Below are 23,313 nucleotides of genomic sequence, written 5' to 3'. Positions count from 1 at the left end.
AGGCCGTGAAGGTGGCCCCGCCCGTCTCAGCGAGAACCTTGGTGATCGCCGCCGTCAGCGACGTCTTGCCGTGGTCCACGTGACCGATCGTCCCGATGTTGCAATGCGGCTTGTCGCGGTTGAATTTCTCTTTGGCCATCGGATGTCTCCGTTCTCAGCTTGAATTAGGCGTATTTCTTCTGGATTTCCTGAGCGACGTTGCTCGGAACCTGTTCATAGTGGTCGAACTGCATGGTGTAGCTCGCGCGGCCCTGGCTCATCGAACGCAGCGTGTTGATGTAACCGAACATGTTGGCGAGCGGCACCATGGCGTTGACGATCTGCGCGTTGCCGCGCGAGGTCGTGCCCATGATCTGGCCGCGCCGCGAGTTGAGATCGCCGATGACGCCGCCGAGATACTCTTCGGGGCTGGTCACCTCGACCTTCATCACCGGCTCGAGCAGCACGGGAGAGGCCTTCTGCAGCGCCTCGCGCAATGCCGCGCGGGAGGCGATTTCGAAGGCGATCGCTGAAGAGTCGACCTCGTGGTAAGCGCCGTCGACCAGGGCCACCTTCACGTCGACGACCGGGAAGCCGATCAGCGAGCCCGACGACATGACGGAGTTGAGGCCCTTCTCGACGCCGGGAACGAATTCCTTCGGTACCGCGCCGCCGACGATCTTGGACTCGAACTCATAGCCCGCGCCCTTCTCATTCGGCTCGACCTCGAACATCACCCGGGCGAACTGGCCGGTGCCGCCGGTCTGCTTCTTGTGGGTGTAGTCGATACGGGTCGGCTTGGTGATCGTTTCGCGGTAAGCAACCTGCGGCGCGCCGACCTGAACCTCGACCTTGTGGGTGCGCTTCAGGATGTCGACCTTGATGTCGAGGTGAAGTTCGCCCATGCCCTTGATGATGGTCTCGCCCGACTCCTGATCGGTGGAGACGCGGAAGGACGGGTCCTCGGCGGCGAGCTTGTAGAGCGCCACGGCCATCTTTTCCTGGTCGCCCTTGGTCTTGGGCTCGACCTTCATTTCGATGACCGGATCGGGGAATTCCATCTTCTCGAGGATCACCGGCTTGGCGGGGTCGCACAGCGTGTCGCCGGTGCGGGTGTCCTTGAGGCCCACGAGCGCCACGATGTCGCCGGCATAGGCTTCAGAGATTTCCTCGCGATTGTTGGCGTGCATCAGCACCATGCGGCCCACGCGCTCGTTCTTCTCGCGGGTGGAGTTGAGCAGGCTCACGCCCTTGCTCAGCACGCCGGAATAGATGCGGCAGAAGGTCAGAATGCCGTACTGGTCGTCCATCAGCTTGAAGGCGAGGAGCGACAGCGGCTCCGCGTCGGAGGACTTGCGCACCGTCTCTTCGCCGGTCCGCGGATCGACACCCTTGATCGGCGGGCGGTCGAGCGGCGAGGGAAGATAATCGACCACCGCATCGAGCAAGGGCTGCACCCCCTTGTTCTTGAACGCCGAGCCGCAAAGCACCGGGAAGAAGTGACCCTCGATCACCGCCTTGCGCAGCAGCTTCTTGATGGTCGGGATGTCGAGTTCCTTGCCGTTGAGATAGTCTTCCATGGCCTGGTCATCGAGTTCGGCGCAGGCCTCGACCATCTCCGCGCGCGCCTGCGTGGCGGCGTCCAGAAGATCGGCGGGAATGTCCTCGTCATGGAACTTGGCGCCCAGCGCCTCGTCTTCCCACACCACCGCCTTCATGCGCACGAGGTCGATGATGCCCTTGAAATTGACTTCGGCGCCGATCGGAAGCTGGATCGGAACCGGCTTGGCGCCCAGGCGCTCCTTGATGTCCTTGATGCACTGCTCGAAGCTGGCGCCCGTCTTGTCCATCTTGTTGCAGAACACGATGCGCGGCACGCTGTACTTGTCACCCTGGCGCCACACCGTCTCGGTCTGAGGTTCAACGCCCTGGTTCGAGTCGAGCACGCACACCGCGCCGTCGAGCACGCGGAGCGAACGCTCCACCTCGATGGTGAAGTCGACATGGCCCGGCGTGTCGATGATGTTCATCCGCTTGCCGTTCCAGAAAGCGGTGGTGGCGGCGGAGGTGATGGTGATGCCGCGCTCCTGCTCCTGCTCCATGAAATCCATGGTCGCGGCGCCGTCATGGACTTCGCCGATCTTGTGGCTCTTGCCCGTGTAGTAAAGGATGCGCTCGGTGGTCGTCGTCTTGCCGGCATCGATGTGGGCCATGATGCCGAAGTTACGATAGTCCTCGAGTTGGTGGGCGCGGGGCATGATGTCTTTGTCCTGTGGCTCTTACCAGCGGTAGTGCGAGAAGGCGCGGTTCGCCTCCGCCATCTTGTGGGTGTCTTCGCGCTTCTTCACGGCCGTGCCGCGGTTGGCGGCGGCGTCGAGCAGCTCGCCCGAAAGGCGGTCGACCATGGTGTTCTCGTTGCGGCCGCGCGCGGCGGTGATGATCCAGCGGATGGCCAGCGCCTGGCGGCGCTCGGTGCGCACTTCGACCGGCACCTGATAGGTGGCGCCGCCCACGCGGCGGGACCGCACCTCGATGGCCGGGGCGACGTTGCCCAGCGCCTCGTGGAACACCTGCAGCGGGTCCTGCTTGGCCTTGGCCTGGATCTTCTCGAAGGCGCCGTAGACGATGCCCTCGGCGACCGACTTCTTGCCCTGATACATCAGGTTGTTCATGAACTTCGAGACAACGAGATCGCCGAACTTCGGGTCCGGGTTGATTTCACGCTTCTCGGCGCGGTGACGACGCGACATATGCTTGTTCTCCCCGTCTTACTTCGGACGCTTGGCGCCGTATTTCGAACGGCGCTGACGGCGCTTGACGATGCCCTGGGTGTCGAGCACGCCGCGGATGATGTGATAACGCACGCCCGGCAGGTCCTTGACGCGGCCGCCGCGGATCATGACCACCGAATGTTCCTGCAGGTTGTGGCCTTCGCCGGGAATGTAGCTCACGACCTCGAAACCGTTGGTCAGCCGCACCTTGGCCACCTTGCGCAAGGCCGAGTTCGGCTTCTTGGGCGTGGTGGTATAGACGCGCGTGCACACGCCGCGCTTCTGCGGGCAAGCCTGCATCGCCGGAACCTTGTTACGATAGGTCGGCGCCTGGCGCGGCTTGCGAATAAGCTGGTTGATCGTCGGCATTTTGGCCTTGTCTCTACCTTCGAACCCGATTGCCCATAACAAATGCACCGGCGCGATCCGGGCTCTTGGACCGCGCAGTGCTCCAAAACCAGAGGACCCATGGGAGCCGCGAGGCCCCTCAGGGTCATGACCTTGAATGTGTCTTCTTCGCTTGCCGTGAGAAGCGTTTCGGCGCGCGGAGCGCCGACAGCCTGCCATTGGGAAGCGTGCGCTATCTACAGTCGGCGAGCGTACGCGTCAACCCCTAAATCAGCACCGGAGTTCGGCATATTGCCGGTTTTTCCGTGGCCGGACCGGCAAATCGCCGGAACCTCTTGTTGCAACGCACAATCAGGGCAGCCGGTGGTTGATTCCCAACAGGCGCAGCCGGTATTCCGCCGCCGCCTGATGGCCCCATTGCCCTTCATTTCCGGCCTGCCGCACCGCATGCGGGGCCACTTGCGCCACCCCTTGCGGCTCCAGCCACTGGTGGGTGCAGACCTTGAGGTAGGAGCCCACCCAGAGGCCGCCGGAATGGCGGGCCCCCGCCATGGTCGGCAACGTAGGGTTGGTGCCGCAGCACTTGTCGGAATAGACGACGCTGGCCAGCGGCCCGATGAACAGCGAGCCATAATGGGTGAGCTTGCGGGCGGTGGCGGCCGAATCGCGGGTGTGGACCTGCAGGTGCTCGGCGGCGATGAAATCGGAATAGGCGATCATCGCGGCCTCGCCGTCACAGACGGCGATTTCGCCATGGTCGCGCCAGGCCGCCCCGGCCACTTCGCGGGTGCGCAGCGTCTGGAGCTGGCGCTCAATCTCCGCGAGCACCGCCTGCCCCAGCGCCTCGCTGGTGGTGATGAGGCCAACCCGCGAGCGCACGTCATGCTCGGCCTGGGCCAAGAGGTCGGCGGCGATCATCGCCGCATCGCCGCTGTCGTCGGCCACGGTGAAGATCTCGCTGGGGCCCGCCAGCTGATCGATGCCGACCCGCCCGAACACCTGGCGCTTAGCCTCGTTCACATAGGCATTGCCAGGGCCGAAAATCTTGTCGACCTCCGGTACGCTGGCCGTGCCATAGGCCATGGCGGCGATGGCCTGGGCGCCGCCCACCCGGAAAATCCGGTGCGCCCCGGCAATGATGCAGCCGGCGATCATCGCCGGATGGGCCTTGGGCGGCAGGCAGGCGATGATTTCCTTGCAGCCCGCCACCCTGGCCGGCACCACCGTCATCACGGCGGCCGACAGGATGGGGTAGCGGCCGCCCGGCACATAGACGCCCACCCGGTCGATGGGGATCACCCGGTGGCCGAGATGCACCCCCGGCAGCGTCTCGATCTCGAGGGGCTGGAGCGTGGCGCGCTGCGCCTCGGCAAAGCGCGTGACATTGGCGATGGCATAATCGAGGTCTTCGCGGATGCCGGGGTCCAGGCTGTCGACGATCTGCTGGCGCTCGGCGGTCTCCACCTCGAGGGCGCCGTCATAGCCGTCGAACTCCAGGGAATAGCGGCGGAGCGCTTCGTCGCCGTTCCGCCGCACATCGTCGATGATCGCCCGCACCCGCGCCTCGATGGCGGCCAGATCGTCACCGGCCACGACGGCCGGACGCTTGAGATATCTGACGCCGGCAGGTTGGTTCGCGGTCATGTGGCAAGCTCCAGTGAAACACCGCGCCAAGCTTCCCGCATCGGGGCGGCCGGCGCAAGAGCGGCCCCTACGCCCGCGCGTCCAGGAAGGGCTGAAACCGACCGGTTTCGGCGAGGCTGCTACGCCGGAACCGCCTGCGGCCCGGAAAGACGTCTGGCGTGCAGGTGATCGAGAATGTAGGCGGCTGCCCCCGGCGCCCACGCATCGGCGCCGGGAAACAGGCCGTTTTCCTCGGGCAGGCAACGCGCCAGCATGTCCGTGTTGATGACGCCGGGATCGAGCGCAATGGCGCGGACTTGCGAGCCCGCCTTTTGAAGATCGGCCGAAAGACTGCCGATCATGCCTTCGACGCCGAACTTGCTGGCGCAATAGGGGCCGACGCCACTGCCGGCCGAGCGGCCCCAGCCCGAGCTGATGGCGATGAAAGTGCCATCGGCCATGCGCGGTATGAAGGCTTTGGCCAGCAGGAACGGTCCGGTCAGATTGACGGCGATCACCTCATTCCACTCGGCAACGGGCGTTTGCCACAGCGGCTGGCGTTCATTGATGACCCCGGCATTGGCGATCACGATCGTCGGAGGATCGATGGCCGCCGTTTCCCGGGCGAAGGCGTCCAGCGCGGCGGCGTCGGTGGCGTCAACAGCCGCCACCCGGTGCGGCGCGCCAAACCGGCGGCGGAGTTGCCGGGCGCTTTCTTCCGTGCGCACCGTGGCGCTCACCCGGCACCCCCGGGCGATGAAGTTGCTGGCCAGCGCCAGACCGAGGCCGCGGGAACATCCGGTGATGACGACGTGGATCATGGGCGTGCACTCCGAGCCGGTTTTCCTGGCACTCCACTCCATTCGGAACCCGTTTTCAAAGGCTTTGTGGCCGGACGGCAAATAAGTGAGGTGTCACCGAAATTGCCCGGAACTGGCGCTACGGCGAAGGCGGGTGACCGGCGGGCCCGCCCGTCGTCCTGTTCTATTTCGCAAGTCCGGCGGGGCACGCGGCGGGCCGCGCCTCGCTCATCGCCTATTTCCTGTTCACCGACGCGGTGGGTCTGGGCTTCCTCGCCCGCGAAGGCCTGGTGACCCGCGAGGCGGGGCTCCTGGCCCTCACCTTCCTGCCGGTGCTGGTGGCGGGCGTGTGGCTGGGGGCGCGCAGCTTCAAATCAGCCGACCCCACCCGCTTCCGCCAGATCGTGCTGCTGGTGGTGGCGGGCCTGGCGGTGATCACCGCCGCCAAAGCGGCGCTGACGCTGTGAGGGTGGAGCGATTAGCTGTTGACTGAGCGGCCGCAAGAACATACCATGAACAATCTTCTTGTTTGTCTGGCTGCGTTGCTCTGGTCATCATAACGGAATGCAGAATCATGCCTTGGTCCCGGCGGACATCGCCGCGCGTTACGACATCCGCGAATGGCGGAACGGGCTGGCCATCCTTGCCGCCGCCCGGCCTTCGGAATGGGCGGATATCCAGGCGGTGCTCAGAAACTTCACCCTGCTCCGCAGTGACATTCTCAAGCCCGGCGGCTCCAAGTCCGATATCGCCGGCAAGATTGACGGCCATTTCACCAGACTCGGCTGGAAGGAAAAGCAATTCGACACCCGCATCATGGTGGACAACACGGAGTTCCACGCCCCAACCCACAAGGTGGACTGCTATAAGAACCGCGTGGCTCTGGAAGTCGAATGGAACAACAAGGACCCGTTCTTTGACCGCGACCTCAACAATTTCCGCCTGCTGTTCGATTTGCGGGCCATCGATGTGGGCGTCATCATCACGCGGGCAAGCGGCTTGCAGGCCATCTTCAATCGGCTCGGGCGCGGCCCAAGCTACGGCAACTCCACAACGCATCTTGATAAGCTCCTGCCCCGCATCGAGGGCGGAGGCGGCGGCGGCTGCCCGGTGGTAGCCATCGCGATCAGAACAGAGGCATATAAGGACGATGGACCAGCTCAATAAGACGATCATCGATCTCGCCTCTTCGCTGCACGGGCGGAAGTTCCACACGGTTCTGGCCGATCCGCCGTGGCGCTTCACCAACCGCACCGGCAAGATCGCGCCGGAGCACCGCCGCCTGACGCGCTATGAAACCATGACCACGGACGACATCCGCGCCCTGCCCGTGGCCGATGTGGTGAAGGACCCCGCGCATCTTTACCTCTGGGTGCCGAACGCCTTGCTGCCCGAGGGGCTGGCGGTGATGAAATCCTGGGGCTTCGATTACAAGAGCAACATCGTCTGGCACAAAATCCGCAAGGACGGCGGCTCGGACGGGCGCGGCGTGGGGTTCTATTTCCGCAATGTCACCGAGATCCTTCTGTTCGGCACGCGCGGCAAGAACGCCCGCACCCTGGCGCCGGGGCGGCGGCAGGTGAACATGATCGAAACCCGCAAACGCGAACATTCGCGCAAGCCGGACGAACAATATGCGGTGATCGAAAGCTGCTCGCGCGGCCCCTATCTCGAACTGTTTGCGAGAGGCACCCGCCCCGGCTGGACCTATTGGGGCAACCAGGCGAACGACGATTATCAGCCGACCTGGGAGACTTATGCCAACCACTCACAGGCGGGCAGGATGGCGGCGGAGTAAGACCAGCCAGAGTACGTGGCAAGCTTGATCAGAGATACCTCCGCTACTCTCCCAAGAACCAGCGTGTTCGGCCTTCATGGTACTTGAAAAGTATATCCCTAAAGTGTATACATATCTTATGAGCCGATCCACCGTTTTCAAATCCAACAAGACCCAAGCCGTGCGCCTGCCGAAGGCCGTGGCGCTGCCGGAGCATGTCAAGAAGGTCGAGATCATCGCCAGGGGCAATACCAGGGTGATCCTGCCAGCGGGCGGCACATGGGCGGACTTTTTCGCAGGCCCCCGGCTGGACGATGATTTTCTCAGCGACCGAAAGCAGCCCCTGCCCCAGCGCCGCGACGAGAATTGATGCTCGCCTATCTGCTGGATACCGACATATGCATCCACGCTCTCAAGCGGCGCAATGCAGCGCTCACTGAAAGTTTTGCCTCTCATGATGGCCGCATGGCTGTATCGGACGTAACGCTGTTTGAACTTTACTATGGTGCGGAGCGCTATGATGACCCGGCCGCGCGTATTGCCATTATTGAGAGTTTCGCGGCGCGACTCGACGTTCTGCCCTTCGACACCCGCGCGGCATTGCATTGCGGAAATATCCGCGCCACGCTGGAGCGTCAGGGTCAGATGATCGGGGCTTATGATCTGATGATCGCCGCCATTGCCCGCTCACAGGGATTGGTGCTGGTGACCGGGAATGTTCGGGAGTTCGAGCGGGTGGAGGGGTTGCGGGTCGAGGCGTGGGGATAGCCCGCCTCGGGCGGCCCCGCACAGCAGCGGGCAGTCATTTGTATTCGTCTCGGACCACACCATGCTCATCATGCCCGGACTTGATCCGGGCATCTTCTTACCACCGCCACGAAGAGGATTGCCCGGTCAAGCCGGGCAATGACGAGTTCTGTTTGGATCACCTGAGTTCAATCGATCGTCCGATGCTCAAATATCCAACCCCTCCTCGCTCACGAACTGGGCGCGTTCGGAGATGAAGGCGAAGCGGTCTTCGGGTTTGTTGCCCATCAGCTGTTCCACCGTGCGGGCGGTGGCGGCGCGGGCGGCGTCCTCCAGCGTTACCCGCAGCAGCTGGCGCTTCTTCGGGTCCATGGTCGTCTCTTTCAGCTGGCTGGGAAGCATTTCGCCCAGGCCCTTGAAGCGGCTCACCTCCACCTTGCCGCGGCCCGCCATTTCCTTCGCCAGGATTTCCTCGCGGTGGCGGTCATCGCGCGCATAGGCCACCTTGGGGCCCTGCGCCAGCTTGTAGAGCGGCGGCACGGCGAGATAGAGGTGGCCCTCGTCGATGAGCAGCGGCATCTGGCGGTAGAAGAAGGTCATCAGCAGTGAGGCGATGTGGGCGCCGTCAACGTCGGCGTCGGTCATGATGATGATCTTGTCATAGCGCAGGTCCTCCTCGCGGTAGGAGGAACCCGTGCCGCAGCCCAGGGCCTGGATCAGGTCAGCCAGCTGCTGGTTCTGCGAGAGCTTGTCCTTGGTGGCCGAGGCCACATTGAGGATCTTGCCGCGCAAGGGGAGCACCGCCTGGGTCTCGCGGTTCCGCGCCTGCTTGGCGGAGCCGCCCGCTGAATCGCCCTCGACGATGAATAGTTCCGAGCCTTCCTTCTGGCTTGCCGCGCAATCGGCGAGCTTGCCGGGCAGCCTCAGCTTGCGCACCGCCGTCTTGCGCGAGACATCCTTCTCCTGGCGGCGGCGGATGCGCTCCTCGGCGCGCTCGATGATGAAGCCCAGAAGCCTGTCGGCCTGGGCCGGGTGGCCGGTGAGCCAGTGATCGAAATGGTCCCGCACGGCGGCCTCGACGATGCGCTGGGCCTCCACCGTGGCGAGCTTGTCCTTGGTCTGGCCCTGGAACTCCGGCTCGCGGATGAACACCGAGAGCAGCGCCCCCGCCCCCGTCATCACATCCTCGGCGGTGACCAGCCCGGCGCGCTTGTTCTGGGTGAGCTCGGCATAGTTGCGCACCGAACGCGTGAGGGCGGCGCGCAGGCCCTGCTCATGGGTGCCGCCCTCGGGCGTCGGGATGGTGTTGCAATAGGAGGATGAAAAACCGTCATCGCCGCCGAACCACGCCACCGCCCATTCCACCGTGCCATGGCCGCCGTCCTTCTCCACCCGGCCGGCGAAAATCTCCTCCACCACGCGCGGCTTTCCCTCCAGCCGCTCGGCCAGGAAATCCTTAAGCCCGCCGGGAAAGTGCAGCACCGCCTTCTCCGGCGTCTCCTTGTCCCTGATCAGCGAAGGATCGCAGGACCAGCGGATTTCGACGCCGCCGAACAGATAGGATTTGGAGCGCGACATGCGATAGAGGCGCGCCGCCGAAAACGCCGTGTTGCCCTTGCCGAAAATCTGCTCGTCAGGGCGGAACGCCACCCTGGTGCCGCGGCGGCCGGAGACCTTGCCCAGCTCCTGCACCTTGCCCGTGGGCTTGCCGCGCCGGAACTCCTGGCGGTAGAGTTGCTGGCCGCGCGCCACCTCGACGATCACATGTTCGGAGAGCGCGTTCACCACCGAGACGCCAACGCCGTGAAGCCCGCCAGAGGTTTCATAGGCGCCGGAGTCAAACTTGCCGCCGGCATGCAGCGTGGTCATGATCACTTCCAGCGCCGACTTGTCCTTGAACTTCGGATGCGCGTCGACCGGGATGCCGCGGCCATTGTCGGTGACCGCGAGATAGCCGTCGGCGGTGTAGCTGACCTCGATCCAGGTGGCGTGGCCCGCCACCGCCTCGTCCATGGCATTGTCGAGGACTTCGGCGAACAGGTGGTGCAGCGCTTTCTCGTCGGTGCCGCCGATATACATGCCGGGCCGGCGGCGCACCGGCTCCAGCCCCTCCAGCACCTCGATGTCGGCTGCGGTGTAGCTCTCCTCGCCGCGTGAGCGGGCCGGGCCTTTGGAAGGCTTCGGCCGGGATGTGGACGGCAAATCGTCAAAAAGACCGGCGGACTTTGCCGGCTTGGCAGGCTTGGCCATGAATGTTCCCGAATCGTTTCCTCAGTTGAGTATCCCCCGGCGGCGCGGCTGGCAACTCTTGACTTGTAAGCCATCACCGGGGCCATGTCGCGCCATGCCGGAGCCCGTGATCATCGCCAACCGCCCGCTGACCGCCAGGCTGCTGCTGCCAGTGTGGATCATCCAGACCGGCATGGGGCTGGTGTTCGCCCTGGCGGGGCTCAGGCTGCTGGGGCCGGGCGAGAACGGCGCCGCGGCGGTGCTGATCATCCTCGGCCTGGTGCTGGCGGCGGCGGGCGTGGTGATGACCGGGCTCAGCTGGCGCAGCGCCTGGCTCAAGGGCCCCGCCATCGAGATGACGGCGGAAGGTTTTCGTGACCGCCGCCTGTCAGACCAGCTCATTCCTTGGGCGGCGCTGTCCTGGAAGCTCGTGTTCAACGGCCGCGGCCATGCCGTGCAGATCGACGTGGCGGAGCCCTGGCGCGGCAATCTCGGCGGCTTCTGGGCACAGCGAGCGCTGGGCCGCTTCAACCGGCTGTTCCGGCACCCGGAGTTCACCGTGCTGACGCTGGGAACCGGGCGCTCGGCGCACGCCATCGCAGCGCTGCTGGCGCGGTTCAAGCCAGCCACCTCCTGAAACCTTCCATCAGGGAAACCCGCGCGGCTTGACAAGCCGGTTTTTCAGGCGTTTCCTGCCACGCAACAATATTGCCCTGCAGCAAACGACTCACTTGGGGATTGGCCCAGCCGGTTGCGGGGAACATGGCTGGCCAATGGGAGAAACGCATGTCTGACCTCAATCAACGCATTGAGGCCATGTACCAGGCCGACCGCCGGGGTGCGTGGCTGTTCGTGATCGCCCTATGGGTGGTGATCCTCTTCGTCCTGTTCATGTCCTGGCCATACATCCCTGACCAGGGGGTGCGCATCGTGGTGGCGCTGGCGGCCGCGGCGGTCTTGATCTTCAACACCGCTTCAGTGATGGCCATGCTGCGCAACTATGCCGAGGACAAGGCCTTCATCTACGGGCTCGATCTCAAGCATCTCGACGAAATGCGGAAGGGGCGCTGACCATGGCTCGCTATACCCCTCCCGAACAGAGCAAGTTCATGCAATGGGTGGACATCATCTTCGTGGTGCTGGCCATCTTCCTCGCCCTGTGGCTGCCTCTGCAGGCCGGCTGGGCCGGCGTGTCGCGCGCCATCGTGCCGATCGAAAACCCGACCTGGGAAGCGCTGGGCCAGACGCCCGCCCAGGTGGAACAATGGGTGAAGCTCGGCTTCGCGGACGCCGCCGCCGCGCATGACATCATCCAGAACAAGTTCGACTACACCATCGACTGGCTGCAGCTGATCATCATGACGGTGGTGATCGCCGGTTACTTCATCTTTCTCTTCCGGGCCTCCGACAAGGAATATCGCGAGGTGATCGACGAAAAATTCAACGGCAAGGGCAAGTGAGGGGTGATGCCATGTGGATCATGATCGCGAACCTTGGCTGGATCGTTTCCGCCGCCCTCGCCGTGTGGATGCTCTATGACTGGTTCCGCACCGACACGAGCTACTCCGAGGAGACCCTGACCTCGTCCCGCGAGGGCGAGATCGAGGCCGTCCAGGAACACCACAGGGTCTGAGGAGGAAACCATGTCAGCCACAACCGCAACGGCCGGCGCGCCGGTCAAGAAAGTCTCGCTGCTGCGCATCCTCGGTCCCGCCCATGTGTGGGCCCTCGGGGTGGGCATCGTTCTGGTCGGCGAATACACCGGCTGGAACTTCGCCGCCGACAAGGGCGGCACGCTCGCGGCGCTGATCATCTGCTGGGTGATCGGCCTGCTCTACACGTCGGTCGCCATGATCGACTCGGAGGTCACCTCCACGGTGGCCGCCGCCGGCGGCCAATATGCCCAGGCCAAGCACATCGTGGGGCCGCTGATGGCCTTCAACGTGGCGCTCTACCTGGTGTTCGCCTACACCATGCTGGAAGTCTCCAACGCCATCCTGATCGCCGACACCATCAAGTCCTATGCCGGCGAGGGCTTCGGCGACTGGCACTACCGCGGCGTCATCGCCACGGTGATCGTGGTGCTCGCCGCGCTCAACTACCGCGGCGTGCTGATGACGCTGAACGTCAACTTCGTGATCACCGCCATCGCCTATCTGGCGATCATCATCCTGTTCTTCTCGGTGCAGCCGTGGAGCCAGGGCACGGTGCTGAAGCTCAACGAAATGGTGACGCCGGAGAACGCGCTCCCCTATGGCTGGATCGGCGTCATCGCCGCCTTCCACTGGGGCATCTGGTATTACCTCGGCATCGAGGGAACGACGCAAGCCGCCGAGGAAGTGCGCTCGCCGGCCCGCTCGCTCCCTTATGGCACCATGGCGGGAATGATCACGCTGCTGATCGGCGCGTCCATCACCTGGTATGTCTGCGCCTCGCTGATGCCGTGGCAGTATCTGGGCTACACCTATTATCCGCTGCTCGACGCCGGCAAGCTTACCGGCAGCGGGCTTCTCGAAAGCCTGATGTTCGCGGCCACCATCCTGGCGGCGCTGGCATCGGCCAACGGCTGCATCAACGATGCGGCGCGCGCCTGGTTCTCGCTCGGCCGCGACCGCTACCTGCCGGCCTGGTTCTCGGCCGTGCACCCCACCTACCGCACGCCCTACCGCGCCATCCTGTTCCTGGTGCCCATCGCGCTGGCCTTCGCCTTCATCGCGAACCTCGGCCAGGCGATCACCTTCTCGATCCTGTCGGGCGTGCTGCACTACACCTTCATGAGCGTGAACATCATCATGTTCCGCAACAAGTGGCCGCTGGGGACGATCCGGCGCGGGTATACCCACCCGTTCCATCCGCTTCCGGCGATCGTGCTGCTGGTGCTGTGCATCGTGACCTATTTCGCCATCTTCCTGGGTTACGGCGCGCAGCTCACCGCCATGGTGGTGTTCTACATCGTCATGTCGCTGTGGTTCCATTTCTACCGCTACCGCTATGTGAAGCGCGGCGACCAGTTCACCATGCCCTGGCCGAAGCCGCGGGGTTACTGAACCTCCCGAAGACTGGCGGCCCGCTTCTCCCGAGGCGGGCCGTTTTCTTTTATGGTCATCTCCATGTGGCAAACGATTCTCGGCAGCCTTCTCGCGGTGGCGCGGGCGGCGCTTCTCCTGCGCCAGCTGGCGGCTGCCGCCCGGCGGCGGCGCGACGAGCCGGAACGGCTGTTTTCCGAAGCCCGCGCCGTGCTCGAAAACCCTGCGGTTGTTCCGGGCGCGACGGCTGGCGTTCATGAACTCACCGGCCGCTACAAGGGCCATGCCGTGCAGGTGAAGCTCGTCGCCGATACGCTGGCGCTGCGCAAACTGCCCAGCCTGTGGCTGATGGTGACGCTGCCAGGACCCCTTCCGGTGGCGGCCACGCTCGACCTGATGATGCGGCCAACCGGGCCCACCAGCTTTTCCAATTTCGATCACCTGCCCTTCAGCGTCGCCGCGCCGGCGGACTTTCCTGAACATGCCGTGATCCGCAGCGACGATCCAGCGCGCATGCTGCCGCCCGAGATCATCGCCGGCCATCTGGACCCGTTTTACGGCCCAAGGGCCAAGGAATTGCTGATCAGCCCGAAGGGCCTGCGCATGGTGTCGCTCATGGCCGAGGCTGACCGCGCGCGCTACGGCGTGTTCCGGCAGGCCGATTTCGGAGAGGCGCTGCTGGACCCCGGCCAGCTGACGGACTGCCTCGACCGTCTCATCGCCTTGCGCACGGCCATCGAAAGCTGGCACAAGCGGGTAACATGAACGACAAGCCGATCAATCCCTATTGGGTGCTGGCCGCCTCCCTGCTCATTCCCGGCGGCGGGCATGTGCTGCAGGGCAAGACGCAGCGCGGGCTCACCTTCCTGTTCTTCACGGTCATCCTCGGCTGGGTCAGCATCAGGCTGATGCCGGAGAGCGCCAGTTTCTTCGCCCGCCATGTGGGCGGCATTTTCATCTACGGAATCTCGGTGCTCGACTCCTACAAGATCGCGCGGGTGAACTGGGAGACGTGGAAGCACGCCCAGCACGGAAAGACCAGCGGCGAACATTAACGCCATTGAGCAACCGGCCCGGTTTTCACTATAAGGGCCAAGACGCGCCCGCTTCGCGCATGACAGGAGTTTCGTCAAAATGACCAATTGGCCCATCCACGCCGCATGGAACGGCCCCATCGTGATGATCGGCTTCGGCTCGATCGGCCGCGGCACGCTGCCGCTGATCCTCCGCCACATCAAATGCGACCCGAAGCGCATCACGGTCATCGACCCGGACGAGTCGCACAGCCTGCTGGCTGAAAAGCAGGGCGCCTCCTTCATCAACGAGTCGGTGACGCGCAAGAACTACCGCCAGCTCCTGAAGCCGCTGCTGACCGCCGGTCCGGGACAGGCCTTCATCGTGAATCTCTCGGTCGACGTCGACAGCCTGTCCATCATGCGGCTGGCGCGCGAAACCAACGCGCTCTATATCGACACCGTCATCGAGCCGTGGCCCGGCTTCTACTACAACACAAAGCTGCCACAGGCCGAACGCACCAACTACATGATGCGTGAATATATGCTGGCTCTGAAGCGTGAGCTGGGGCCCGGCCCCACCGCCATTTCCTGCTGCGGCGCCAATCCCGGCATGGTGTCCTGGTTCGTGAAGCAGGCGCTGATGGACATCGCGCGCGACACCGGCGTCAAGGTGAAAGAGCCCCAGACCCGCGAGGACTGGGCCAGGCTGATGAAGCGGCTCGGCGTCAAGGGCATCCATATCGCCGAACGCGACACCCAGCGCGCCAGGAAGCCGAAGCCCTTCGGCACCTTCGTCAACACCTGGTCGGTCGAGGGCTTTATTTCGGAGGGCTTGCAGCCGGCTGAACTCGGCTGGGGCACGCATGAGAAGAAACTTCCGCCGCTGGGCCGCCGCCATGCCGCGGGCTGCGGCGCCGCGATCTATATCGAGCGCCCGGGCGCCGATACACGGGTGCGCACCTGGACGCCCACCGAGGGCCCGCATTTCGGCTTCCTCGTCACCCACAATGAGGCGATCTCGATCGCCGATTATTTCACCTTGCGCGAGGGCCGCAAGGCCGTCTACCGTCCGACCTGCCACTATGCCTATCACCCCAGCAATGACGCGGTGCTGTCATGGCATGAGCTGCTGGGCGCGGGCGGACGGCGGCAGAAGGAAAGCTTCGTGATCGACGAGAAGGACATCGCCGACGGCCGCGATGAGCTGGGCGTGCTGCTCTACGGCCACAAGCGCAATGCCTATTGGTATGGCTCGCAGCTCTCGATCGAGGAAACCCGCAAGCTGGCGCCCTACCAGAGCGCCACCGGCCTTCAGGTGACCTCGGCGGTGATGACCGGCATGATCTGGGCGATCGAGAACCCCAATGCGGGCATCGTCGAGACCGACGAGATGGACTATCGCCGCTGCCTTGAGATCCAGACGCCCTATCTGGGCCCGGTGCGCGGTGTCTACACCGACTGGACGCCACTCGATTCCGTGGTGGCGCTGTTCGCGCCTGAGCTTGACCGCCGCGATCCCTGGCAGTTCCAGAACATTCTGGTGCGGTGAACAACATGATGCGCGACATGAAGCTAATGATCGCCGCGCTTGCCGCCACGGCGCTGCTGGCCTTCGCGCCGCCAGCCTTATCCGCGCCAAAGCACGGCATCGCCATGCTGGGCGAGCCCGCCTTGCCGCCCGGTTTCGCCCATCTGCCCTATGCCAACCCGGACGCGCCGCAAGGCGGCCAGCTGCGCCAGGCTGTGACCGGCTCCTTCGACAGCGTCAACCCGTTCATCGTCAAAGGCCAGGCGGCGGCGGGGGTTCGCACCTATGTGTTCGAGAGCCTGCTCGGGCGCAACTGGGCGGAACCTTTCTCGCTCTACGGCCTGCTTGCCGAGAGCATCGAGGTGTCGGATGACCGGCAGAGCTTCACCTTCCGGCTCCGGCCAGAGGCCAGGTTTTCCGACGGCAGCCGGGTGACGGCGGCTGATGTCGTATTCTCGATGGAAACGCTGCGCGACAAGGGCCGCCCGAACTTCAAGAACTCCTATTCCAAGGTCAAGACCGTGGAAACGCCGGATGAGCGCACGATCGTCTTCACACAGGACTCAGGCGACCGCGAGCTGCCGCTGATCATGGGGCTGATGCCGATACTCTCGAAGACATTCTGGCAGGGCAAGGATTTTTCGCAGACGACGCTGGACCCGCTCACCGGCTCCGGGCCCTACACCATGGACACGATCAAGCCGGGCGAGACCATCGTCTACAAGAAGAACCCCGGCTACTGGGGCAAGGATCTGCCGCTGCAGAAAGGCGTGTTCAACTTCGACGAAGTGCGCCTTGACTATTACCGCGACGCCAACGCCGCCTTCGAGGCCTTCAAGTCAGGCCTCGCCGACGTCCGCGCCGAGGCCGACCCGGTGCGCTGGAACACAGGCTATGATCTTCCGGCGGTGAAGGACGGTAAGATCACGCTGGAAAAAATCGCCCAGCTGACCCCGGCCGCGGCAACCGGCTTCGCGTTCAATACGAGGCGCGAGATCTTCGCCGACCCCCGCGTGCGGGAGGCGTTGATCATGGCCTTCGACTTCGAATGGGCCAATGCCAATCTTTTCGCCAATGCCTACCGCCGCACCTATGGCTATTTCAGCGGCTCCGAGCTTTCCTCGGAAGGCCAGGCGGTGGACGAACGCGAGAAGGCCGTGCTCGGCGATGCCTTTTCCAGGCTCAGGCCCGACTTCGCGGATGGCAGTTACCGGCTTCCGGTGAGCGACGGCTCCGGCCGCGACCGCAAGATGCTCCGTCAGGCGATCGGCCTGCTCGCCGATGCGGGCTGGACGGTGAGCGACCAGGGGCTCGTCAATGCGAAGGGCGAGCCGTTCGCCTTCACCATCCTGGTGCAGAACAAGGACCAGGAGAGGATCGCGCTGCACTATCAGCGCACCCTGCAGGCGATCGGCATCAAGGCGGACGTGCGCATCGTCGATTCAGCACAATTCGCTGCGCTTCAGACCACCTATGACTATGACATGATCCCGGTCACCTGGTTCAACTCGCTGTCGCCGGGCAATGAGCAGATGCTGTATTTCGGGTCCGGCGGCCGCACCGCCGAGGGCACCAGGAACTATCCCGGCATCGCCGATCCCGCCATTGATGCAGCGATCCAGGCGATGCTCAACGCCAGGACGCGCGAGGATTTCGTGGCGGCGGTGCGCGCCGAAGACCGGCTGCTGGTTTCCGGCTTCTACATGGTGCCGTTCTACGATGCCGGCGGCCAGTGGATCGCGCGCTGGAACCACATCGGCCGCCCGGACACGCAGCCGCTTCCGGGCTTTGAGACCACGACGCTCTGGCGCAATCCATGAGCCTTGCCGGGGCACCGCTTCCGCGGCGGCTCAACCTCGCGCGCCATTGCCTGTCAGACAAGCCAGCGGACAAGACCGCCCTGATCGTCGCCGGAACGGAAACCGAAGCCTGGAGCTATGGCGCGATCGAAGATGCGGTCTTGCGGCTTGCAGAAGGCCTAAGGCGCAGAGGTCTGGAGCAAGGCGGCCGGCTGTTCATCCGCATGGGAAATTCGCTTGATTATGCGCTGCTGTTTTTCGCGGCCAATGCGGCGGGCGGCGTGCCCATCCCGGCCTCGCCGCAACTCACCCCGCGCGAGACGGGCCTGCTTCTAAGAAGCAGCTGCGCCCGTCTCCTCGCCTGGGACGGCAGCCTTGCGCTTCCAGAGACGGAGGGCGTCGACATTCTCACGCCTGACGACATCGCGGAGATGAAACGGGCACCCGCCGGTTCCTATGCCGACACCGCCGCCGATGACCCGGCCTATCTCATCTTTACCTCCGGCACCTCCGGAACGCCCAAGGGCGTGCTCCACGCGCAGCGGGCGATCTGGGGGCGGCGGCCGATGTATCAGGGCTGGTACGGGATCGGCGCGGACGACGTGATGCTCCACACCGGGGCCTTCAACTGGACCTATACGCTGGGCACCGGCCTGTGCGACCCGTTCGCCAATGGCGCCACCTCCGTGGTCTGCACCGGCGAGCGCGACACGGGAGTATGGCAGCGCCTGATCGCCCGGCATGGCGTCACCATCATGGCCTCGGTGCCCGGACTCTACCGGCAGATGCTGCGCGCGGGCTTTCAGCCAGCCGCCAGCCTGCGCCACGGCCTCACCGCCGGCGAGGCTTTGGCGCAACCGATCCGCGAGCGCTGGCGGGCCGATACCGGCCGCGAGCTCTACGAGGCGCTGGGCATGAGCGAAATCTCGACCTACATCTCATCCTCGCCATCCGTGCCGGTACGGGACGGCTCGCCGGGTAAGCCGCAGGCCGGCCGCAGCGTGAAGATACTCGAGAACGGCCAGATCGGCGTTCATCATTCCGATCCAGGCCTGTTTCTCGGCTATTGGGGTGAGCAGGCCTTCGACGGCGAATGGTTCGCCACCGGCGACATGGCCGAGATCGATGCCGATGGCTATGTCTGGTACCGCGGACGGGCCGACGACCTGATGAATGCCGGGGGCTTCCGCGTGTCCCCCCTCGAGGTGGAAAGCGTTCTTTTGCAGCACCCCGCCATCGCCGAAGCGGGCGTGCGCGAATGGCCGGTCTCCGGCAGCGCCTCGATCATCGCCGCCTTTGTCGTGCCGCAGCCGGGCGCGGCGCCCGGAGAGGATCTCATCATGGGGTTTGTGCGTGAAAGGCTGGCGTCCTATAAATGTCCGAAGCAGCTGTGGTTCGTGAAGGCGCTGCCGCGAACCGCCAACGGCAAGCTGATCCGCAAAGCGCTGGAAAGGCCGTGAGCCATGACCGGACCTGTCGTCGTCGATGTCGTCTCCGATGTCATCTGTCCCTGGTGTTTTCTGGCCAAGCGGAACCTGGACGCCGCTCTCGCCTCATTGCCCGATCTCGATATCACCGTCCGCTGGCGGCCTTTCATGCTCGATCCCGGCATTCCGCCCGGGGGCGTCGAACGCCAGAGTTACATGTTGCAGAAATTCGGCGCCGAACGGCTGAAGACCTTGCACGATCCGCTGATCGCCGCAGGCGAGAAATATGGCATCCCCTATGATTTCGAGGCCATCACCCGCACGCCCAACACGCTCGATGCGCACCGGCTGATCCGCTGGTCGCACACCGCCAACCGCCAGACCCAGGTGGTTGAGCGCCTGTTCATGTCATTCTGGAGCGAGGGCCAGGATATCGGCGACCGCGAAGTGCTTGCCGCCTGCGCCGGGGATGCGGGCATCAACCCTGGCCAGATCCGGGAGTTGCTGGCCAGCGACCAGGACGTGGCGGAAACGAAAGCCGAGATCCAGCATGCCGCCAACATGGGCGTCACTGGCGTGCCGATGTTCATCCTCGCGCAGCGCTATGCCCTGCAGGGCGCCCAGCCGCCGGAGGTCATCGCCGACGCCATCTCGCGGGCGGCACAGCCAGATCAGTCATGAGCGGCGAGCGGCACAGCGGCGGCTGCCAGTGCGGGGCTATCCGCTATCTCATTGAAGGAGTGCTGGGCCGAGCGGGCTTCTGCCATTGCCGCATGTGCCAGAAAGCCTTCGGATCGATTGGCGCGCCATTGGTGGGCGTGCCACGCAATCAGCTTTCATGGACCAGGGGCGAGCCCGCCGAATTCCGCTCCTCCGCCATCGTGGCGCGCGGCTTCTGCCGCGTCTGCGGCACGCCACTGTACATGCTCGAAGATGGCTGGCCGATCTACGAGATCGCCATCGGCACGCTGGATGACCCTTCCGCCTGCGCGCCAGACCATGTGGTGGGCGTCGAAAGCAAGCTCCGCTGGGCCGATAGCCTGCCGCACTTACCCGGCCACGGCACCGCCGAGGACCGCACGCCGGAGGACCTCGCCCGCCTCGCCAGCCGCCAGCATCCCGACCACGATACGGAACACTGGCCGCCAGTGAGCGGTTGACGGCTCAGCCCAGCGCCGCCTTCACCGCGGCAAGGGCTTCCTCGGCTTTGGCGCCGTCCGGTCCGCCGGCCTGCGCCATGTCGGGCCGTCCGCCGCCGCCCTTGCCGCCCAGCGCCGCGGCGCCGGCCCGCACCAGATCGACCGCGTTGAAGCGCTTGGTCAGATCGTCGGTCACCCCGACGATCAGCCCGGCGCGGCCCTCATTATTGAGGCCGACCAGCGCCACCACGCCGGAACCAAGCTTCGCCTTGCCGTCATCGATCAGGCCCTTCATGTCATTGGGCGAGATGCCGTGCAGTACGCGGGCCATGAGCTTGACGCCATTGACCTCGCTCACGCCCTCATCCGCGCCCGCGGCGCTTCCGCCGCCGCCCAGCGCCAGACGCTTTTTCGCGTCAGCCAGATCCTTCTCCAGCTTGCGGCGTTCATCAAGCAGTGACTCGATGCGGGTGACGATCTCGCCCGCCGGGGCTTTCAGCGCCGCGGCGGCCGCCAGCACGCGGCGGTCCTGCTCGACCAGATAGGCCCGCGCCGCGGGGCCGGCCAGCGCCTCGATGCGCCGCACACCCGCCGCCGAGGCGCTTTCGCTCACCACCTTGATGAGGCCGATGTCGCCGGTGCGCGACACATGCGTGCCGCCGCAGAGCTCCAGCGAATAGACGGGCTTTCCGGCGCCGTGTTGGTTGCGGCCCATGGACACGACGCGCACTTCATCGCCGTATTTCTCGCCGAACAGCGCCATGGCGCCCTCGGCGATCGCCGCATCGACGCTCATCAGGCGGGTGGTGACGGGATCGTTCTGCAGCACGATCTCATTGGCGATGGCCTCGACCTGCTGCAACTCGTCCGGCGTCATCGCCTTGTTGTGCGAAACGTCAAAGCGCAGCCGGTTCGGCTCGACGAGCGAGCCTTTCTGCGCCACGTGGCTTCCCAGCGTGATGCGCAGCGCTTCATGAAGAAGGTGTGTTGCCGAATGGTGGATGCGGTTGCCAGCGCGCCGCGCATGATCGACGGCAAGCTCCACCGCGTTGCCCGGCGCCAGCGTGCCCTGCTCCACCTCGCCCACATGCACGAACACGTCGCCCACCCGCTTCTGGGTGTCGGTGACCCGGAACACCGCGCCCTCCGGCGTCCTTATCACGCCGTGGTCGCCGGTCTGGCCGCCCGACTCGCCGTAGAACGGCGTCTGGTTGACGATGATCGCGCCCTTCTGGCCGGCGGCGAGGCTCTTTGCTTCCTTGCCATCCACCACGATGGCGCGCACGATGCCTTCGGCGGTCTCGGTGTCGTAACCCAGGAACTCGGTGCCGCCCCATTTCTCGCGCAGTTCGAACCACACGGTTTCGGTCTTGGCTTCGCCGGTTCCTTTCCACGCCTTGCGGGCTTCCTCACGCTGGGCTTCCATCGAGGTTTCGAAGGCCGCGGTATCAACCGCGATGCCGCGCGGCTTCAGGGCGTCCTGGGTCAGGTCGAGCGGAAAACCATAGGTGTCATAAAGCTTGAAGGCCGTCTCACCCGAGAAGGTGTCGCCCTTCTTCAGGCCAGCGGAGCCCTCGTCAAGCAGCCGCAGGCCGCGCTCCAGCGTCTTCTTGAAGCGGGTTTCCTCAAGATAGAGCGTCTCGGTGATCAGCGGCTCGGCGCGGACAAGTTCGTTGTAGGCCGTTCCCATCTCGCGCACCAGGGTGGGCACCAGCCGGTACATCAGCGGCTCGCGCGCGCCGAGGAGCTCGGCATGGCGCATGGCGCGGCGCATGATGCGGCGGAGCACATAGCCGCGGCCCTCGTTGGACGGCAGCACGCCATCGGCGATCAGGAAGGAGGAGGCGCGCAGATGATCGGCGATCACCCGGTTGGAGGCCTTGGCCTCGCCGTCCGCCGCAACCCCGGTCTTCTCGACGATTGCCGCGATCAGCGCGCGGAACAGGTCGGTCTCGTAATTGTCATGCGTGCCCTGCAGCACCGCGGCGATGCGCTCGAGCCCCATGCCGGTGTCGATCGACGGCTTGGGAAGCGCGATGCGCTCGGCCTTAGAGACCTGCTCGAACTGCATGAACACCAGGTTCCAGATTTCGATGAACCGGTCGCCGTCGGCTTCGGCTGAGCCGGGCGGCCCGCCCCAGATCTTGTCGCCATGGTCATAAAAGATTTCCGAGCACGGTCCGCAGGGGCCGGTATCGCCCATCGACCAGAAATTGTCCGACGTCGGGATGCGGATGATCCGGCTGTCGGGAAGCCCGGCGATCTTGCGCCACAGCGCATGCGCTTCGTCATCCTCCGAGAACACCGTGACCGTCAGCTTGTCCTTCGGCAGGCCGAATTCGCGGGTCACCAGCGTCCAGGCCCATTCGATGGCCTCGGCCTTGAAGTAATCGCCGAAGGAGAAATTCCCCAGCATCTCGAAAAACGTATGGTGGCGGGCGGTGTAGCCCACATTGTCGAGGTCGTTGTGCTTGCCGCCGGCGCGCACGCATTTCTGGGCGGTGGTGGCGCGGCTGTAGGCCCGCTTCTCCATGCCGGTGAACACGTTCTTGAACTGCACCATGCCGGAATTGGCGAACATCAGCGTCGGGTCGTTGCGCGGCACCAGCGGCGAGGAGGCCACCACCTCATGCCCCTGGCGCTTGAAGAAATCGAGGAAGGTCGATCGGATTTGTGCAAGCCCTGTCATGTGACGCCCAGTCAATACGTGAAAAAGACAGGGTCCTTTAAGGCCGTGCGGCCCGGCTGTCCAGTTTTGCGGCCGCTGTTGCATGGCCGGGCCGGAACTGGGAAAAGCCTGACCCATGGCGCTTCGCGACGACATCAGCCTCAGCCTGGCCGCTGACTTTCCGGTGATCTGGGAGACGGCTCCCGGCCTCACCCCCTACCCCGAAGCCATGGCGAAGATGGACGCCCATGCGGACGCCATCGCCCAGGGGCTGGAGCCGGAGCGGGTGTGGCTGCTCGAACATCCGCCGCTCTATACCGCCGGCACCTCGGCGCGGCCCGAAGACCTGGTGGAGCCGGCCCGCTTCCCCGTCTTCAAGACCGGGCGTGGCGGGCAATATACCTATCACGGACCCGGCCAGCGCGTGGCCTATGTG

The 23,313-nt window shown here is 64.8% G+C and carries 26 protein-coding genes; 18 read left to right on the top strand and 8 right to left on the bottom strand.

Going from position 1 to position 23,313, the window contains the following annotated elements; all coding sequences use genetic code 11:
* The 6 genes from ACKOED_RS04025 to ACKOED_RS04000 form a co-directional block, all read right to left on the bottom strand.
* On the bottom strand, positions 1–139 hold a 139-nt coding region (locus ACKOED_RS04025; protein ID WP_408915288.1), incomplete at its 3' end, for a GTP-binding protein.
* Between the two features lie 25 nt (positions 140–164).
* Positions 165–2,237, bottom strand: coding sequence for an elongation factor G (gene fusA / locus ACKOED_RS04020; protein WP_408915287.1), 2,073 nt, complete (start codon positions 2,235–2,237; stop codon positions 165–167).
* A 21-nt stretch (positions 2,238–2,258) separates the two neighbouring features.
* A complete protein-coding gene (gene rpsG, locus ACKOED_RS04015; protein WP_408915286.1) occupies positions 2,259–2,729 on the bottom strand; it encodes a 30S ribosomal protein S7 in 471 nt (156 codons plus the stop codon).
* 18 nt (positions 2,730–2,747) lie between these two features.
* Positions 2,748–3,119 (bottom strand): 30S ribosomal protein S12, encoded by a 372-nt coding sequence (gene rpsL, locus ACKOED_RS04010; protein ID WP_111200369.1) that lies wholly within the window; start codon positions 3,117–3,119, stop codon positions 2,748–2,750.
* Positions 3,120–3,449: 330 nt separating this feature from the next.
* Positions 3,450–4,742, bottom strand: a complete 1,293-nt coding sequence (hisD, locus tag ACKOED_RS04005; RefSeq protein WP_408915285.1) for a histidinol dehydrogenase — start codon at positions 4,740–4,742, stop codon at positions 3,450–3,452.
* A 119-nt stretch (positions 4,743–4,861) separates the two neighbouring features.
* On the bottom strand, positions 4,862–5,542 hold the full coding sequence (locus ACKOED_RS04000; protein WP_408915284.1) for an SDR family oxidoreductase: 681 nt from the start codon (positions 5,540–5,542) through the stop codon (positions 4,862–4,864).
* A gap of 236 nt (positions 5,543–5,778) precedes the next feature.
* On the opposite strand from ACKOED_RS04000, the gene ACKOED_RS03995 reads away from it, so the two are divergent.
* The 5 genes from ACKOED_RS03995 (at position 5,779) to ACKOED_RS03975 (ending at position 8,066) form a co-directional block, all read left to right on the top strand.
* Positions 5,779–5,988: a hypothetical protein gene (locus ACKOED_RS03995; RefSeq protein ID WP_408915283.1), complete on the top strand. Its 210-nt coding sequence runs from the start codon at positions 5,779–5,781 to the stop codon at positions 5,986–5,988.
* Between the two features lie 58 nt (positions 5,989–6,046).
* Positions 6,047–6,688: a BglII/BstYI family type II restriction endonuclease gene (locus tag ACKOED_RS03990; RefSeq protein ID WP_408915282.1), complete on the top strand. Its 642-nt coding sequence runs from the start codon at positions 6,047–6,049 to the stop codon at positions 6,686–6,688.
* The gene (locus ACKOED_RS03985) at positions 6,672–7,319 is read left to right on the top strand and encodes an MT-A70 family methyltransferase (protein ID WP_408915281.1); all 648 of its coding nucleotides are present in this window, start codon (positions 6,672–6,674) and stop codon (positions 7,317–7,319) included. The genes ACKOED_RS03990 and ACKOED_RS03985 overlap by 17 nt, the downstream gene beginning before the upstream one ends.
* 118 nt (positions 7,320–7,437) lie before the next feature.
* Positions 7,438–7,668 (top strand): type II toxin-antitoxin system VapB family antitoxin, encoded by a 231-nt coding sequence (vapB, locus tag ACKOED_RS03980; RefSeq protein WP_408915280.1) that lies wholly within the window; start codon positions 7,438–7,440, stop codon positions 7,666–7,668.
* Complete coding sequence (locus tag ACKOED_RS03975) at positions 7,668–8,066, top strand: type II toxin-antitoxin system VapC family toxin (protein WP_408915279.1); 399 nt, start codon at positions 7,668–7,670, stop codon at positions 8,064–8,066. Before vapB ends, ACKOED_RS03975 begins: the two co-directional genes overlap by 1 nt.
* A gap of 186 nt (positions 8,067–8,252) precedes the next feature.
* Here the strand turns inward: ACKOED_RS03975 and parE are convergent, their stop codons facing one another.
* Positions 8,253–10,295 carry a DNA topoisomerase IV subunit B gene (gene parE / locus ACKOED_RS03970; RefSeq protein ID WP_408915278.1) on the bottom strand — a complete coding sequence of 681 codons (2,043 nt, stop codon included), beginning with the start codon at positions 10,293–10,295 and terminating at the stop codon, positions 8,253–8,255.
* A gap of 94 nt (positions 10,296–10,389) precedes the next feature.
* On the opposite strand from parE, the gene ACKOED_RS03965 reads away from it, so the two are divergent.
* From ACKOED_RS03965 to ACKOED_RS03910, 12 genes are all read left to right on the top strand, one after another.
* Positions 10,390–10,911 carry a hypothetical protein gene (locus ACKOED_RS03965; protein WP_408915277.1) on the top strand — a complete coding sequence of 174 codons (522 nt, stop codon included), beginning with the start codon at positions 10,390–10,392 and terminating at the stop codon, positions 10,909–10,911.
* A 149-nt stretch (positions 10,912–11,060) separates the two neighbouring features.
* The gene (locus ACKOED_RS03960) at positions 11,061–11,345 is read left to right on the top strand and encodes a hypothetical protein (RefSeq protein WP_408915276.1); all 285 of its coding nucleotides are present in this window, start codon (positions 11,061–11,063) and stop codon (positions 11,343–11,345) included.
* 2 nt (positions 11,346–11,347) lie between these two features.
* Positions 11,348–11,734 (top strand): hypothetical protein, encoded by a 387-nt coding sequence (locus tag ACKOED_RS03955; RefSeq protein ID WP_408915275.1) that lies wholly within the window; start codon positions 11,348–11,350, stop codon positions 11,732–11,734.
* A gap of 11 nt (positions 11,735–11,745) precedes the next feature.
* Positions 11,746–11,907, top strand: a complete 162-nt coding sequence (locus ACKOED_RS03950) for a hypothetical protein (protein ID WP_408915274.1) — start codon at positions 11,746–11,748, stop codon at positions 11,905–11,907.
* Positions 11,908–11,917: 10 nt separating this feature from the next.
* On the top strand, positions 11,918–13,321 hold the full coding sequence (locus tag ACKOED_RS03945; protein ID WP_408915273.1) for an APC family permease: 1,404 nt from the start codon (positions 11,918–11,920) through the stop codon (positions 13,319–13,321).
* 63 nt (positions 13,322–13,384) lie between these two features.
* Entirely contained in the window at positions 13,385–14,065 is a 681-nt protein-coding gene (locus ACKOED_RS03940) for a hypothetical protein (RefSeq protein ID WP_408915272.1), read from the top strand.
* The gene (locus tag ACKOED_RS03935) at positions 14,062–14,355 is read left to right on the top strand and encodes a hypothetical protein (protein WP_408915271.1); all 294 of its coding nucleotides are present in this window, start codon (positions 14,062–14,064) and stop codon (positions 14,353–14,355) included. The genes ACKOED_RS03940 and ACKOED_RS03935 overlap by 4 nt, the downstream gene beginning before the upstream one ends.
* Before the next feature lie 79 nt (positions 14,356–14,434).
* Entirely contained in the window at positions 14,435–15,865 is a 1,431-nt protein-coding gene (locus ACKOED_RS03930) for a homospermidine synthase (protein ID WP_408915270.1), read from the top strand.
* A gap of 5 nt (positions 15,866–15,870) precedes the next feature.
* Complete coding sequence (locus ACKOED_RS03925) at positions 15,871–17,664, top strand: extracellular solute-binding protein (protein ID WP_408915269.1); 1,794 nt, start codon at positions 15,871–15,873, stop codon at positions 17,662–17,664.
* Positions 17,661–19,103, top strand: coding sequence for an acyl-CoA synthetase (locus ACKOED_RS03920; protein WP_408915268.1), 1,443 nt, complete (start codon positions 17,661–17,663; stop codon positions 19,101–19,103). The genes ACKOED_RS03925 and ACKOED_RS03920 overlap by 4 nt, the downstream gene beginning before the upstream one ends.
* 3 nt (positions 19,104–19,106) lie before the next feature.
* Positions 19,107–19,751 carry a DsbA family protein gene (locus ACKOED_RS03915; protein WP_408915267.1) on the top strand — a complete coding sequence of 215 codons (645 nt, stop codon included), beginning with the start codon at positions 19,107–19,109 and terminating at the stop codon, positions 19,749–19,751.
* A complete protein-coding gene (locus ACKOED_RS03910) occupies positions 19,748–20,230 on the top strand; it encodes a GFA family protein (protein ID WP_408915265.1) in 483 nt (160 codons plus the stop codon). The genes ACKOED_RS03915 and ACKOED_RS03910 overlap by 4 nt, the downstream gene beginning before the upstream one ends.
* Before the next feature lie 4 nt (positions 20,231–20,234).
* Here the strand turns inward: ACKOED_RS03910 and alaS are convergent, their stop codons facing one another.
* Complete coding sequence (gene alaS, locus ACKOED_RS03905; RefSeq protein ID WP_408915264.1) at positions 20,235–22,898, bottom strand: alanine--tRNA ligase; 2,664 nt, start codon at positions 22,896–22,898, stop codon at positions 20,235–20,237.
* 115 nt (positions 22,899–23,013) lie between these two features.
* Here alaS and ACKOED_RS03900 point away from each other — a divergent pair.
* Positions 23,014–23,313, top strand: a 300-nt coding sequence (locus tag ACKOED_RS03900; RefSeq protein WP_408915263.1) for a lipoyl protein ligase domain-containing protein, incomplete at its 3' end; no start/stop codon positions are given.

Origin of the sequence: Aestuariivirga sp. (assembly GCF_046093005.1) — a bacterium.
Taxonomy (GTDB): Bacteria; Pseudomonadota; Alphaproteobacteria; order Rhizobiales; family Aestuariivirgaceae; genus Aestuariivirga.
Note: the sequence above shows the minus strand (reverse complement) of the source record. Positions and strands in the feature narration are given on the sequence as shown.

Coding starts and splice junctions, on each gene's coding strand:
- fusA (WP_408915287.1), bottom strand. CDS start 2,237: ATGCCCCGCGCCCACCAACTCGAGGACTATCGTAACTTCGGCATCATG.
- rpsG (WP_408915286.1), bottom strand. CDS start 2,729: ATGTCGCGTCGTCACCGCGCCGAGAAGCGTGAAATCAACCCGGACCCG.
- rpsL (WP_111200369.1), bottom strand. CDS start 3,119: ATGCCGACGATCAACCAGCTTATTCGCAAGCCGCGCCAGGCGCCGACC.
- hisD (WP_408915285.1), bottom strand. CDS start 4,742: ATGACCGCGAACCAACCTGCCGGCGTCAGATATCTCAAGCGTCCGGCC.
- ACKOED_RS04000 (WP_408915284.1), bottom strand. CDS start 5,542: ATGATCCACGTCGTCATCACCGGATGTTCCCGCGGCCTCGGTCTGGCG.
- ACKOED_RS03985 (WP_408915281.1), top strand. CDS start 6,672: ATGGACCAGCTCAATAAGACGATCATCGATCTCGCCTCTTCGCTGCAC.
- vapB (WP_408915280.1), top strand. CDS start 7,438: ATGAGCCGATCCACCGTTTTCAAATCCAACAAGACCCAAGCCGTGCGC.
- ACKOED_RS03975 (WP_408915279.1), top strand. CDS start 7,668: ATGCTCGCCTATCTGCTGGATACCGACATATGCATCCACGCTCTCAAG.
- parE (WP_408915278.1), bottom strand. CDS start 10,295: ATGGCCAAGCCTGCCAAGCCGGCAAAGTCCGCCGGTCTTTTTGACGAT.
- ACKOED_RS03965 (WP_408915277.1), top strand. CDS start 10,390: ATGCCGGAGCCCGTGATCATCGCCAACCGCCCGCTGACCGCCAGGCTG.
- ACKOED_RS03960 (WP_408915276.1), top strand. CDS start 11,061: ATGTCTGACCTCAATCAACGCATTGAGGCCATGTACCAGGCCGACCGC.
- ACKOED_RS03955 (WP_408915275.1), top strand. CDS start 11,348: ATGGCTCGCTATACCCCTCCCGAACAGAGCAAGTTCATGCAATGGGTG.
- ACKOED_RS03950 (WP_408915274.1), top strand. CDS start 11,746: ATGTGGATCATGATCGCGAACCTTGGCTGGATCGTTTCCGCCGCCCTC.
- ACKOED_RS03945 (WP_408915273.1), top strand. CDS start 11,918: ATGTCAGCCACAACCGCAACGGCCGGCGCGCCGGTCAAGAAAGTCTCG.
- ACKOED_RS03940 (WP_408915272.1), top strand. CDS start 13,385: ATGTGGCAAACGATTCTCGGCAGCCTTCTCGCGGTGGCGCGGGCGGCG.
- ACKOED_RS03935 (WP_408915271.1), top strand. CDS start 14,062: ATGAACGACAAGCCGATCAATCCCTATTGGGTGCTGGCCGCCTCCCTG.
- ACKOED_RS03930 (WP_408915270.1), top strand. CDS start 14,435: ATGACCAATTGGCCCATCCACGCCGCATGGAACGGCCCCATCGTGATG.
- ACKOED_RS03925 (WP_408915269.1), top strand. CDS start 15,871: ATGATGCGCGACATGAAGCTAATGATCGCCGCGCTTGCCGCCACGGCG.
- ACKOED_RS03920 (WP_408915268.1), top strand. CDS start 17,661: ATGAGCCTTGCCGGGGCACCGCTTCCGCGGCGGCTCAACCTCGCGCGC.
- ACKOED_RS03915 (WP_408915267.1), top strand. CDS start 19,107: ATGACCGGACCTGTCGTCGTCGATGTCGTCTCCGATGTCATCTGTCCC.
- ACKOED_RS03910 (WP_408915265.1), top strand. CDS start 19,748: ATGAGCGGCGAGCGGCACAGCGGCGGCTGCCAGTGCGGGGCTATCCGC.
- alaS (WP_408915264.1), bottom strand. CDS start 22,898: ATGACAGGGCTTGCACAAATCCGATCGACCTTCCTCGATTTCTTCAAG.